This window comes from Actinomycetota bacterium (genome assembly GCA_019347675.1).
Classification (GTDB): domain Bacteria; phylum Actinomycetota; class Nitriliruptoria; order Nitriliruptorales; family JAHWKO01; genus JAHWKW01.
The window spans coordinates 1-12048 of the sequence record JAHWKW010000011.1 but is presented as its reverse complement, the minus strand read 5'-3'; the positions used below and the strand labels follow the sequence as shown (position 1 = coordinate 12048).

Genomic DNA, 12048 nt, shown 5'->3' with positions numbered 1-12048 from the left:
TCACGTGCCCAGCTGACGTCGGCCTGCTTGAGTGACGTGCCACGCCGACCGGCGGTCGGTTTCCTGCGTGTGGCGGAGGTGGTCGTGTCCGAACCTGCTGTGCTGCTCGACCTCGACGGGACGCTGATCGACTCGGTCTACCAGCACGTCGTGACGTGGGACGCCGCCTTCCGCGAGCACGGCCACCGGGTGCCGCTGTGGCAACTGCACGCCGGGATCGGCATGGGCAGCCTCAGGTTGGTCACCTGGGTCCTGGGAGGCCACGTCGACGAGGCCGAGGCCATCTCGGAGGGTCACCGCAGCCGCTTCCTCGATATGGCTGACGATCTGCGTCCGACCCGCGGGGCGCGGGAGCTGTTGGAGGACCTGCAGATCCGCGAGGTCCCGTTCCTGATCGCCACCTCGGCGGGCGAGACCGTCCGAACCGCGCTGATGGAGGTGCTGGGCCGCCCGGACCTGCCCACCACCGACGCCGACGACGTCCACGCGTCCAAACCCGCTCCGGACTTGCTCGTGACGTCGTTGGAGGAGCTGGACGCCGTCACCGATCGGGCGACCCTGGTCGGCGACTCCCCGTGGGACGCCGAAGCGGGGTACCGCTTGGGCGTGCGCACGATCGCGGTGCGCACCGGGGGCTTCGGGGACTCTGAACTGATGCGAGCGGGTGCGAGCGCCGTCGTCGACGACCCGCTGGGGCTGGTCGGGCGCCTGTAAGGCCGCAAGCCGCGCTTCAGCGACGTGCCCCCCGCGACGTGCCATGCTGTACGCGGGCGAACCGGAGGCGGGGGGACGGGCACCGGGCACCGACCGCTGCTGCGGCCCACCCTGCGGCGGGGGCTTCAATCGGCGGCGCTGTCGACACTGTTGCCCGGGGCCGGCCAGTTGTGGGCGGGGCGGTGGCACCGCGGCGTCGTACTGGTCGCCGTTTGGGCGGCTCTGATCGCCTCGGTGCTGGCACTGCCAATCCACGACCTGGTCGGTATCGCTTCGCTCCTGGCGCGCCCTGGGGTCCTCGACGCTGTCCTCGTCGGGAACGCCCTGGTGTTGGCGTTCCGGGCGTACGCGGTCGTCGACGCGTTCCGGTGCGCGCGCCGGCCGCTCCGCATGCCCGTCCCCCTCTTGCCGGCCACCGCCGGTGAACACGTCATGGTCCGCGCGACCGGTGTCGCGCTGGCCATGGTCACCGTGCTGCCGCACGCAGCGGTCGCCCACTACGGCCTCGAGGCGCGGGCCGTGCTCACCGACGTCTTCCCGGTCGCGGCCGAACCCGCCCACGCCGCGGAAGCCGTCGACGCGGACGGTCGGGAGTCGACGGGGCGCGCCGAGCCCTCCCCGCTCATGGGGACAGACCGTTTCACCATCCTCCTGCTGGGCAGTGACGCTGGCCCCCTACGCCGCAGCCTGCGGACCGACACGATCATGGTCGCGACGATCGAGCCGTCGTCCGGCCGCGCCGGGCTGATCAGCGTCCCGCGGAACCTCGTCCGCGTGCCGTTGCCTGGCTGGCTGCGCGCCCCGTGGCGGTGCCGTTGCTTCCCGGGGCCCATCAACGGTCTGTTGGACTACTTCAAGGACCGCGACGATCTGGTCCCCGACGGCGTCGACGATCCGGGCATGGCCGTGCTCATCGGCGCCCTCGAGGAGCTGTTGCGGCTGTCGATCGACCACTACGCGATGGTGGACCTGCGTGGGTTCGTCGACGTGGTCGACGCGCTGGGAGGCGTCACCATCCACGTCGACCGACGCATCTACGATCAGCTCGACTCGCCGCACGAGGGCGAGTGGGACGCGATCGACCTGCGTCCCGGTCGCCACCACCTCAACGGCCGCCAGGCGCTGGTCTACGTGCGCACCCGCCGTGGCAGCGACGACTACGGCCGGATGCAGCGCCAGCGCTGCTTCCTCGGTGCGCTCCTGGAACAGGCCGACGCTCCCACGGTCCTGCGCAGGTTCGGGCGTCTCGCCGCGATCGCCCGCGCGTCGCTCACGACCGACGTGCCGCGGGACCTCCTATCCGGCGTCGTGGACCTCGCCGTGATGGTCGATCCCGCCGACGTGCGCGTGCTGAGCATCACCCCACCGGACTTCGTCGCCGGCCGCGATCGGGACGGCTACCCGATTCCCGACCTGGCCCTGGTCCGCACTGCCGTCAGGAGCCTGCTGGATGCCGAGCCCGCGCCGGCAACCCCGGCGCCGGTCGTGGAGTCCGCCACCGCTCGTGCGACGCGGACCACGACGCCAACGCCGGCGACCGAGCCGCTGTCCCGCGCGTGCCGGTAACGACCCGACCCGAGCAGTCGAACCCGGACCCACCGGTGCCGTCGTCGGTAGGGTCGGTGCATGTTGTCGCGACGTCCTGCCCTCCCCGAGGATCTGCACGCGGCTTGGTGGGCGTTCGTGCACTGCGCGGAGGTGATCGAGGGCGGCCGTCGGCGCCTGCTGGCCACCCTCCCCGCGGGGAGGGTCGATCCCGCGCCGGTCGACGTGGGCCTCGACGCGGCCGCGGCCGCGATCACCGATGCTCGTGCCCGGATGCAGCGGTGGCGGGGCGTGCCCGGACTCGGGGACGAGTGGGACAGTTGCGCCGCCGCCCTCGACGAGGCGGAGGCGGCCCTCCCCGACGCCCGCGAGCGCGCCGCCAGCACCGGTGAGCTCGAGGACCTGCTCGGGGGGGTGCATGACGTCATCGAACCCCTCGATGCCTTCGCCGATGCCGAGCGGGCCTGGCGACGCCGCTGGCGACCCCCCGCCGAGCGCGACACCCATCGGTAGGGCGCTCGGGCAGGCTGCGCACCACGCCGGCCGATCATCCACAGGGCCGAGTCGGCCGTGGGGCGCGGGGCGTAGCGTGCATTCGGACTGCCAGAGCGCATGTCGGCGAACGGAGGGGCACGGTTCCTCCATCGACACGCCCACGAGCGGACTCACCGACGACGACCTGCGGCGCTTCCCCGACGACCACCTCCGCCGCGAGATCATCGACGGGGATCTTCACGTGAGCGCCGCACCGAGCACGCGCCACCAGCGTGTGGTCTTGGCGGTGGTCCGTCTTGCTTCGGGCTCGTCACCCGCAGCCGTTCGATGCGGCCTCGCTCAGCAGCGCCCCTGCTTCTTCCAGCCCGGCGGGCACGGCTGTTCGTCACCTCCCACATCGCTCGACGTGCAGCCGATGCAGTCGATTATCAGCCCGTACCGCCGGTCGGACTGGAACACGTAGACGTGGGTGGCCTGGCCAACGGTGATCTGCGCCAGGCGTACCCCCCAGGCACCGTCGTAGGCGTCGTCGGCCGCCTCCGTCTGCGCCTGGTGGTAGACGGTCGCGGTGAACGGCACCGAGCGGGTGGTCCGCTGGAACCCTTCTGCGTCGAAGTCCCATCCCTGCAGCCCGAGCTTGTACCAACCGACGTACAGCCGGTCGAAGTCGAGGTCGAAGCGGATCTCGAGGTTGTGGGCGGGGTTGGCCGGGACGTCCGCCCCAAGGACCAGGCTGTCGATCTTCTCAGGTCCCTTGAGGCCGTCGACTGCCCACATCTGCACGGGCTCGTCGCCGGGCTGCTCGAGGAACTCGTCCTGGGTGAACACGAGGCTGCCGTCGCGTGAGGCCCAGGCGTGGTGGGCCAGGAAGCCCCGTTCGTCGATCACGTCGGGGCCGACGAGCGGCTGCCAGCCAGATGTCGCCACCTCATCGGCGTCGAGGATCACCACCCCGGAATCCCAGTAGGCGAGGTACACGCGCCGTCCGACCGTGCTGCCGTGGTCCAGGACGGTTACGTCGTGGACGTAGTTGTTGTTGTCGGCAGTCGGGGCGGTGTAGATCCCAACCTCGCGGTCGCAGCCGGCCGCGACGTCACAGGCGTTCGGCATCTGTTCCACGTCGGAGATGTCGACCACCCGCAGGTCGTTGCGGGCGTCTGCGGTGAGGTACAGCAGGTCCGCGTCCCCGTCGCCGTCGGCGTCCTCGACGAAGCTGTTGTGCACGTCACACCAGAAGTCGTCGCGGTCGTCCTTGTAGATCTGGCTCTCCACCTGAGGGTTGGAGGGCTGGGTGACGTCGACGAGGACCACGCCGCAGTAGGCGTTGAGCGAGAACCGCTCGAGGCTCAGCGCCAGGTAGCGACGGCCTGCCTGATGGAAGGCCTTCACGTCGGGCGTGTAGGTGTTCTTCCCGGCTCCTCCGCTCCACGTGAACTGGCCGACCATCTGCGGGTCCGAGGGGCTGCCGACGTCGGTGTGCGTCCAGGCGGCTTCCTCCCCGCCGGCCTGTACCACGTACGTGGTTAACGTCGTCTGGTAGGTGTCGATGTCGGCGGTCGTGCAGATGCCGTTGTTCTGAGCCGCGACCGTGACCACCCCGTCCAGGGTGGTTGTCAGGTCCACGTCCTTGTCGCACCCGCCGCCCTTCCCAGCGGTCTGGCGTGGGTGGTCGGGGACCGCTCGGCGCTGGCCGACCGTGCGCACGGGGATGTCCGGGGTCTGCCGGAGGCCGGGCACCTCACGCGGTGGCGACGACGGGCCCGCAGCAAGCACCCCGCTCGCGGTTGGGCCCACCATGCCGGTCGCCAGCACCAGCACCACGAGCATCGAACCGCGTCCCCACCTGTTGATGGCCGCGCTCGGCGCTGCGTTGACACCCATGGAAGTCCCCCTGGTCACGGCTTCAGCGCGCCTCGCAGATCCACGCTGTGCGCCGATCGCGCAACCTACACCTTCCGGACGTGGCCGGGCTCGTTCGCGACCACACGGCCACGCCACTCCTGGACGGACCACACGATGGCGGACACAGGAGCGCCTACAGGATCTGCGACATGAACAGCCTGGTGCGTTCCTCCTGCGGTTCCTCGAAGAAGTGGCGGGGCGTGCCGACCTCGACGATCTGACCCTCGGCCATGAACACGATGCGGTCGGCGACCTCCCGGGCGAAGCCCATCTCGTGGGTGACCACCACCATGGTCATCCCCTGCCGGGCGAGGTCGATCATCGCGTCGAGGACCTCCTTGATCATCTCCGGGTCCAGCGCGGACGTGGGCTCGTCGAAGAGCATGACCTTGGGGTCCATGGCCAGCGCCCGAGCGATCGCCACCCGCTGCTGCTGCCCACCGGACAGCTGCGCGGGGTACTTGTTGGCCTGCTCCGGGATCTTGACGCGTTCGAGGATCTCCATGGCGCGTTCCTCTGCTTCCTTCTTCGACCTCCCGCGGACGTGCCTGGGAGCCAGCGTCACGTTCTCCAGCACGGTCAGGTGCGGGAAGAGGTTGAAGGACTGGAACACCATCCCGACGTCGCGGCGGACCTCCTGGATGTTGCGGATGTCGTCGGACAGCTCCACCCCGTCCACCACGATGCGACCGCGGCCGTGTTTCTCGAGGCGGTTGATGCAGCGGATCAGCGTCGATTTGCCCGAGCCCGAGGGGCCGACGACCACCACGACCTCCTGGCGGCCGACCACCAGGTCGATGTCCTTGAGCGCCTGGAAATCGCCGAACCACTTCTCGACGTCCTCCATCACGATCATCGGGTCCCCGGTGCCACCCGGCTGGGTGGCTGCGCTGGTCAAGGCGTCGGTGCTCATATCCGCTCCTCGTCACGCGTCGCGTGGTGGCCCATGCCGCCCTGTCACCGTTCGCCGAGTCCCAGCCGGCGCTCGAGCCGTTGGCTCTCCTTGGACATCGCGTACGCGAGCACCCAGTAGATGAACGCGGCGAAGGCCAACGTCTCCGCCTGCAGGCCCTGCGCCCGGAACGCCGGTTGGTCGGTCACGACCTGAGCGACGCGTAGCAGCTCCAGTATGCCGATGATCGCCAGCAGTGACGTGTCCTTGAACAGGCTGATGAACTGCCCGACGAGCGCCGGGATCACGTTGCGCAGCGCCTGTGGGAGCACCACCCGGCGCGTGACCTTCCACGGTGACAGGCCGATCGCCTGGGCCGCCTCGACCTGTCCCTTGGGGACCGACTGCAGCCCTCCGCGGACGATCTCGGCCACGTACGCGGCCGTGAACGCCACCAACACCACCAGTGCGCGGGCGACCAGGCTGGGCCGCCCGGCATCTGGCGGCACCAGGAAGCCCACCACGAAGAAGGCCATCAGGAGCAGGGTGACGAGCGGCACTCCGCGTATCAACTCAATGTAGGCCACGCACAGCGCCCGGATCCCCGGCAGGTCGGACCGGCGACCCAGCGCCAAGGCGATCCCGATCGGGAACGACACCCCGATCCCCACGGCGGCGGCGAACAGGGTCATCAGCACACCGCCCCAGTTGGACCACCCGAACCCGCCGGTGAACAGCGGGACGTAGAAGGACGCGACGATCCCCACGAGCGCCGCGAGATCGACCGCCCCACCGGCGCGGATCGCCAGCCGGTCACCGCTCCAGTACGCCACGACGCCGACACCCACCGCGGCCGCCACCAGCAGCGTCGGCGTGATCGTCCGCGTGAAGCTGAGCACGCCACCGACCAGGACCAGGAACGGCCACATCCGGCTCCACGTCACCTGCCAGTCGCGTTGGGCCTCGCCCACCGCCAGTTCCTGGACGGTGCGCGCGGTCCGACCGAGCCACAGCGGAACGAACGTCGCCAGGCCCAGGGCGGTCGCCACTGGACGCCACAGCTCGGCCCGCGGGAACCGGCCCAGCATGAACGTGGTGAGGTTGACCTCGATGACCCGCCACCGCCCGGTGATGAACACGAAGCGGAACGTCTTGTACGCCACCCACGCCAGCAGCAGCCCGAACACCACGGTCAGCACGGTCTGCCCGGCGCTGGCGAACAGGTTCTGGCCGACCCACTCGCGTGCGCCGACCTCGCGCAGCGGAGGACGTGGCTCCTCCTGTGGCCCCACCGCTATGCCCTCGTGGGTCTCGGCGACCGCCCGGACGATGCCCTGCTCCTCCGAGGGCGTCGACGCGTCCGGCCGCGCACGTTGGTTGGTGCGGGGCTGGTCGGCCATCAGCGGGTCGGGAGCATCAGACGGCGGTTGATGAGGTTCGACACAGCGGAGATCGACAGGGAGAACGCCAGGTACACGGCCATCAGGAACGCGAACACCTGCGGGGCGGGGAAGCCCTGACTGGTGGCGATGAACGAGATGCGGGTCACCTCGTAGTACCCGATCGCCACCGCCAGCGACGAGTTCTTGGTGAGGTTGAGGTACTGGTTGGCCAGCGGTGGCATCATGATGCGCAAGGCTTGTGGCAGGATCACCAGCCGCATCCGCTGGAACTCGGTCAGGCCGACCGCCCGGGCCGCCTCGGTCTGTCCCTTGGGCACCGCCAGGATGCTGCCCCGGACGATCTCGGCGATGTGGCTCGCGGTGTAGATCGTCAAGGCGATCAGCAACGCCGTGTACGCCGTGTTCAGCTTGATCCCACCCGACGCCCCGAACAGGGTCTTGGCTGGCAGGCTCAGCCCGAACGGCGCCCCGAGCGCCGCGTAGCCGACCACCAGGACGGCGACGAACGCCGCCGTGCCCCACCGGAAGCGGTGGTGGGGGATGCCGGTCGCGGCGAAGCGGCGGGTCCGCCACCACGCGATCGCCACCGTCGCGACGATCGCCGCCGCCACGACCATCCAGTACGACCCGGCGCCGTCGCGCCCCTCCAGCCACGGCAGCCAGATCCCCCGGTTGGAGATCACCGTGATGCCACCCCACTCGGGGGCCGTGGCGATGTCGCCGGGCAGGCGGAGGACCACGGCCAAGAACAGGATCAGGATGATCACGAGGACCGGGGTATTGCGCAGCGCCTCGACGTAGATGCTCGCCGCCCGACGCGCCAGCCAGTTCTGCGACAGGCGCAGGACCCCGACGAGGATCCCCAGCAACGTCGCCAGAGCGATCCCCACGAACGCGACCACGGCCGTGTTCTTGATACCGACCAGCATCGCGCGCCAGAACGGCAGGCTCGCGGAGTTGGCGACGTCAGGGATCGCGAACCGGATCGGCTGGTCGATGAAGCCCCAGTCGGTGCGGATGCCCTGCCGGGTGAGGTTGGTGGTGAGGTTGCCCCACAGGTACCACAGGACCACGATCGTCGCGGCGATCACGACGGCCTGCGCGACCACGCGGAGCACACGCACGTCGCGCCACGGTGGGGGCCGGCTCCCCGTCCGCGCCGGCAGTGTGGCCTCGCTCACCGGCTCCCTTCACGCGCGCGACCCGGCCCGGCCGGGGCGGGTCGCGCCGCCCCGGCCAGGGGGTCTCGAACATCAGCGGTACGGCGGCGGGTAGTGCAGACCGCCCTCGTTCCACAGCTCGTTGAGGCAGGCTTCCGGCGACGGGCAGCGTTCGAGGCCGATCCCCTCCGATCCGACGTTGCGTTCGTAGATCTCACCGTAGTTCCCGACCTGGCTGACGACCTGGTACGCGAAGTCGCTCGGCAGACCGAGCCCCGCGTCGAGGTCACCGAGGAAGTTCCTGACGTCCGGGTCGTCCGCCTGGTCGCGCCGCTGATCGACGTTGGTCGAGTCGATGCCGAACTCCTCGGCCTGCATCGTGGCGATCATGGCCCAGTTGACCGCGTCGAACCAGTCGGGGTCGCCGTCGCGCACCGCCGGTCCCAGGGGCTCCTTCGACATCGTGACATCGAGGATGCGCAGCGCCTCCGGCCCCTCGGGCCAGTCCGATCGCACGCCGGCCAGCTGCGACTTGTCCGACGTCCACGCGTCACACTGGCCCTGCTCGAACGCCTGCTGCAGCGTCTCGTTGTCCTCGAACGACGCCGGCGTGTAGTCCAGGCCGCGGGCAGCGAAATTCGTCTCGAGGTTGAGTTCGGTGGTGGTTCCCGACAGCACGCAGACGGTCGCTCCGTCGAGGTCCTCGAGGGTCTGCGCGGGGCTGTCAGCGCGCACCATCATGCCCTGGCCGTCGTAGTACGTGGTGACGGCGAACGCGCCCCCCTCGGACCCGTCGCGCGTCGCGGTCCAGGTGGTGTTGCGCACGAGCACGTCGATCTCACCCGTCTGTAGCGCCGTGAACCGCTGCTGGGCGGTGAGCGGCGTGAAGCTCACCGCCTCGGCGTCGCCGAGCACCGCGGCGGCGATCACCCGACAGAAGTCGATGTCGAAGCCGGAGAAGTTGCCCTCCTCGTCCACGAAGCCGAAACCGGGGACGCTGTCGTTCACACCGCAGTTCAGCGTCCCGCGTTCCTGCACGGTCTGCAGCACGCGGCCGGGTTGCTGCTCACCTTGGGCCTGGGTCTCGCCGACCTGCACCTGATCACCGTTCTGGCCGCACGCCGCCGCCAGCAACGTGAGGACCAGCACCACCATGGGGACTCGCGACCCTCGAAGCACGATCAGTTCTCCTCGTCGTCGACTCGTCGGGCGACCCCCGTGCCGGGTGAGCCGCGCCGCCCGGCCATCAGCCCACCGTCAGCCAAACCGTCAGCCAAACCGTCAGCCAAACCGTCAGCCAAACCGTCAGCCCGGCCATCAGCCCGGCCATCAGCCCGGCCATCAGCCCGGCCATCAGCCCGGTCATCAGCCCGGCTACGACCAGCCTAGTACGGGTCACCTGGCGGACGTCCCGTACCGATCGCGACCCAGCCGCCTTCGGTGGCGACCGCTGCGACCCCCGCCCCGAGCGCCGCCAGGCACGCCGCGACCTCGTTCGCCCGCTCGACGCTGATCCCGCTGACGACCAGCGTCCCGCCGGGGGCGGCGGCGGCCAGCAGGTCGCCGGCCAGCCCGATCACCACGTCGGTGAGCAGGTTGGCGACCACCACGTCGAACGGACCCGGCGTCGCAGCCTCGACGGTCCCCCAGCGCACGTCGACGTCAACCCGGTTGCAGGCCGCGTTGGCGCGGGCGGCGGCGACCGCGTCCGGGTCGGTGTCCACCGCCACGACGTGCGCCGCGCCGAGGCGCGCGGCGGCGATCGCCAGGACCCCGGTCCCGGTCCCGACGTCCAGTACCCGGGCGCCGGACAGGTCCAGCTGCTGCAGCGCCGCGAGGCACAGCCGGGTCGTGGCGTGGTGGCCGGTCCCGAACGCCATGCCGGGATCGATCAGGATGGCGTCGGACGGCCGCGGGTCGGTCCACGACGGGGCGACCACCAACCGGCCGACCTCGACCGGTTCGAGTCCCGCCTTCCACACTTGCGACCAGTCGTGGTCGGGCTCGGCCTCCCAGCGCCCGCCGCCAGGGACGTCGGGGACCGGTTCGGGGAACCAGGCGGCCAGCTCGTCGTCGCGTTCCCACACCCCGACGGCACCCGCCGTCCACAGCGCCGCGAGGAGGACCTCGCGATCAGCGTCGCCGGGGCGGACCGTGTAGCGGTGGGTCACGCCGTGCCGCCTCAACGTGGTGGTGCGGCCGCGGCGGCGGGGAGCACACCGGACCGCAGGTGGTGGGATGGTGCGGCCCCGCGCGACGGGGGACACGCAGGGCCGCTTGCGGCGGGACGCGCCCGCCACTCGCGACAGCATCCCAGGGCGCCCATGCTGTTGTCCACTCATGTGGGCCGCGAACGTGGCGGCGACTCCGGCCTCCCCACCGGGTGGTGGGATAGCGTCGCGGGCACCCGCCCGCCGGAGCGTCGGGACACCCACCGCCGGAACGTGATGAGCCGCGACCCAACGTGCGTGTTCGACGTGGACGCCGATCTCCTGCGGGCGCTCGAGGCTGCGTTGGGCCCCCCGATCGATTCCTACCTCAACGGCTGGCAGGTGTGGCTCGAGCCGGCGCAGTTGCCGGGTCACGCGGAGCCGGTCGAACTGGAGTACCGCCTGCACCCTCCGCACGGCTTTTCACAGCCGGCCGGCTTGTCGCACCACGACCTGTGGGACACGGTGATCCAACAGGTGACCGAGGACGCGGTCGACGTCGAGGTGGGCCGCGAGACCCGCCGCCTGCATCAGCTGTGGGTCCTGCTCGAGGTCTACCCCACCTACAGGGAGCCGGTCACAGCCGAGCATCTGCGCGCAGCGGTCGAGGAGGTCCTGGGTCGGTCATCGTTGGCGGCCGGCTACGTCGATCACGACGCGCTCGGCGCCCGCTGGAAGCGGACCAAAGGCGGCTTCGACCTGCCGGGGGCGATCCGCGCCGAGCTCGAGGTCGTGGCCGGGTGAGCGGGTTCGTCAGGCGGTCGGGGCGGGGGCTGACGGCCTGGGCGGGTGTGACTCCCGGCGTCGCGTTGCGCAGAACCCCGCGGGCGGCCGAACGGGCGCGCGCCTTGCGGTCGGCGACGTCATGCTCGTCGTGGGCAACCGGGTCCACCATCCTCGCAACGGAGTCGACGTCGTCACAGACGCCGGGCTCCGGCGCCGGGTCCGCGAGCGCGTTCGCCGTCAGCCCGGACCGCGTCGTGCCGCAGCGACGTTGATGGCTCGATGTGGGGAAACCTTGCTTGACAGGCCGGCGCACCCGAAGTAGTGTATCGAACGTACGTTCGGAGTCGTCCGGGGGGCACCGGCGACAGGCAACACCGATGACCCAGGGCAACACCCCGCTGGACGCGGCCACACCGCGCCATCAGCTGACGCTGACCTCCGCCCCGACCGCGCCAACGTCCACGTCAACGACCACGCCAACGACCGCGCACACGTCCGACCGTCAGGTGCCGGCAACGTCCGACGCCGCCGCTGGCCGCCCCGGTGCGCCTCCGGTCGGCGACGTGGCCGTGGCCGTGGACGTGGCGGGGGCGCTGGCCGGCCTCGACCACGCCGTGGCCGTGGACGTGGCGGGGGCGCTGGCCGGGCTCGACGATGCCGTGGGCGTGGACGTGCGGGGGCGCTGGCCGGCCTCGACGTGGCCGTGAGCGTGGACGTGGCGGGGGTGCTGGCCGGCCTCGACGCCGCCGTGGCCGGCGTGGCCGCCATCGACCCGGAGACGATCCATCCCGGCGACCTGCCCGGGGCGGTCAAGCAGCTGCGTCGTGCCCGCAACCGGCTGGAGGCGGTCGAGACGTCGTGGCTGGCCACCGTGCAACGGCGCCAAGCCCACAAGACCGACGGTGCCCGTGACGCGGCGACCTGGGCACGCGACCAGCTGGGCTCGTCGTGGCGTGACGCGGCCGGCCAGCTGAACACCGCCGACAAGCTCGACGCTTTGG

At 70.9% G+C, this 12048-nt stretch carries 13 protein-coding genes; 7 read left to right on the top strand and 6 right to left on the bottom strand.

All coding sequences use genetic code 11. From position 1 onward, the window contains the following. Positions 1 to 27 precede the first annotated feature (27 nt). The 3 genes from KY462_08725 (at position 28) to KY462_08715 (ending at position 2772) form a co-directional block, all read left to right on the top strand. Positions 28 to 714, top strand: a complete 687-nt coding sequence (locus tag KY462_08725) for an HAD family hydrolase (protein MBW3577804.1) — start codon at positions 28 to 30, stop codon at positions 712 to 714. 234 nt (positions 715 to 948) lie between these two features. Further along, positions 949 to 2280 (top strand): LCP family protein, encoded by a 1332-nt coding sequence (locus KY462_08720; protein MBW3577803.1) that lies wholly within the window; start codon positions 949 to 951, stop codon positions 2278 to 2280. A 60-nt stretch (positions 2281 to 2340) separates the two neighbouring features. Continuing rightward, entirely contained in the window at positions 2341 to 2772 is a 432-nt protein-coding gene (locus KY462_08715) for a hypothetical protein (GenBank protein ID MBW3577802.1), read from the top strand. A gap of 321 nt (positions 2773 to 3093) precedes the next feature. Here the strand turns inward: KY462_08715 and KY462_08710 are convergent, their stop codons facing one another. The 5 genes from KY462_08710 to KY462_08690 form a co-directional block, all read right to left on the bottom strand. Beyond that, on the bottom strand, positions 3094 to 4581 hold the full coding sequence (locus tag KY462_08710; protein MBW3577801.1) for a hypothetical protein: 1488 nt from the start codon (positions 4579 to 4581) through the stop codon (positions 3094 to 3096). Positions 4582 to 4789: 208 nt separating this feature from the next. Next, positions 4790 to 5512 (bottom strand): amino acid ABC transporter ATP-binding protein, encoded by a 723-nt coding sequence (locus tag KY462_08705; protein ID MBW3577800.1) that lies wholly within the window; start codon positions 5510 to 5512, stop codon positions 4790 to 4792. A gap of 101 nt (positions 5513 to 5613) precedes the next feature. Next, positions 5614 to 6948: an amino acid ABC transporter permease gene (locus KY462_08700; protein ID MBW3577799.1), complete on the bottom strand. Its 1335-nt coding sequence runs from the start codon at positions 6946 to 6948 to the stop codon at positions 5614 to 5616. Further along, positions 6948 to 8132: an ABC transporter permease subunit gene (locus tag KY462_08695; GenBank protein ID MBW3577798.1), complete on the bottom strand. Its 1185-nt coding sequence runs from the start codon at positions 8130 to 8132 to the stop codon at positions 6948 to 6950. Before KY462_08695 ends, KY462_08700 begins: the two co-directional genes overlap by 1 nt. Positions 8133 to 8204: 72 nt before the next feature. Next, positions 8205 to 9266, bottom strand: coding sequence for an amino acid ABC transporter substrate-binding protein (locus KY462_08690; protein ID MBW3577797.1), 1062 nt, complete (start codon positions 9264 to 9266; stop codon positions 8205 to 8207). Between the two features lie 63 nt (positions 9267 to 9329). Between KY462_08690 and KY462_08685 the strand changes: the two genes are divergently transcribed. Continuing rightward, on the top strand, positions 9330 to 9500 hold the full coding sequence (locus KY462_08685) for a PT domain-containing protein (GenBank protein ID MBW3577796.1): 171 nt from the start codon (positions 9330 to 9332) through the stop codon (positions 9498 to 9500). Here KY462_08685 and KY462_08680 read toward each other — a convergent pair. Beyond that, positions 9497 to 10282, bottom strand: coding sequence for a 50S ribosomal protein L11 methyltransferase (locus KY462_08680; protein ID MBW3577795.1), 786 nt, complete (start codon positions 10280 to 10282; stop codon positions 9497 to 9499). The two genes, KY462_08685 and KY462_08680, sit on opposite strands and share 4 nt — an antisense overlap. Before the next feature lie 276 nt (positions 10283 to 10558). On the opposite strand from KY462_08680, the gene KY462_08675 reads away from it, so the two are divergent. The 3 genes from KY462_08675 to KY462_08665 all read left to right on the top strand — a co-directional run. Next, entirely contained in the window at positions 10559 to 11065 is a 507-nt protein-coding gene (locus tag KY462_08675) for a hypothetical protein (protein ID MBW3577794.1), read from the top strand. Positions 11066 to 11424: 359 nt separating this feature from the next. After that, on the top strand, positions 11425 to 11754 hold the full coding sequence (locus KY462_08670; GenBank protein ID MBW3577793.1) for a hypothetical protein: 330 nt from the start codon (positions 11425 to 11427) through the stop codon (positions 11752 to 11754). Continuing rightward, on the top strand, positions 11751 to 12048 hold a 298-nt coding region (locus KY462_08665; protein ID MBW3577792.1), incomplete at its 3' end, for a hypothetical protein. The genes KY462_08670 and KY462_08665, both read left to right, overlap by 4 nt.

What these genes read in the sequence shown, in the direction of transcription:
- KY462_08670 (MBW3577793.1), top strand. Translation starts at nt 11,425, where the DNA reads ATGACCCAGGGCAACACCCCGCTGGACGCGGCCACACCGCGCCATCAG.
- KY462_08690 (MBW3577797.1), bottom strand. Translation starts at nt 9,266, where the DNA reads ATGGTGGTGCTGGTCCTCACGTTGCTGGCGGCGGCGTGCGGCCAGAAC.
- KY462_08715 (MBW3577802.1), top strand. Translation starts at nt 2,341, where the DNA reads ATGTTGTCGCGACGTCCTGCCCTCCCCGAGGATCTGCACGCGGCTTGG.
- KY462_08700 (MBW3577799.1), bottom strand. Translation starts at nt 6,948, where the DNA reads ATGGCCGACCAGCCCCGCACCAACCAACGTGCGCGGCCGGACGCGTCG.
- KY462_08710 (MBW3577801.1), bottom strand. Translation starts at nt 4,581, where the DNA reads ATGCTCGTGGTGCTGGTGCTGGCGACCGGCATGGTGGGCCCAACCGCG.
- KY462_08675 (MBW3577794.1), top strand. Translation starts at nt 10,559, where the DNA reads ATGAGCCGCGACCCAACGTGCGTGTTCGACGTGGACGCCGATCTCCTG.
- KY462_08705 (MBW3577800.1), bottom strand. Translation starts at nt 5,512, where the DNA reads ATGATCGTGATGGAGGACGTCGAGAAGTGGTTCGGCGATTTCCAGGCG.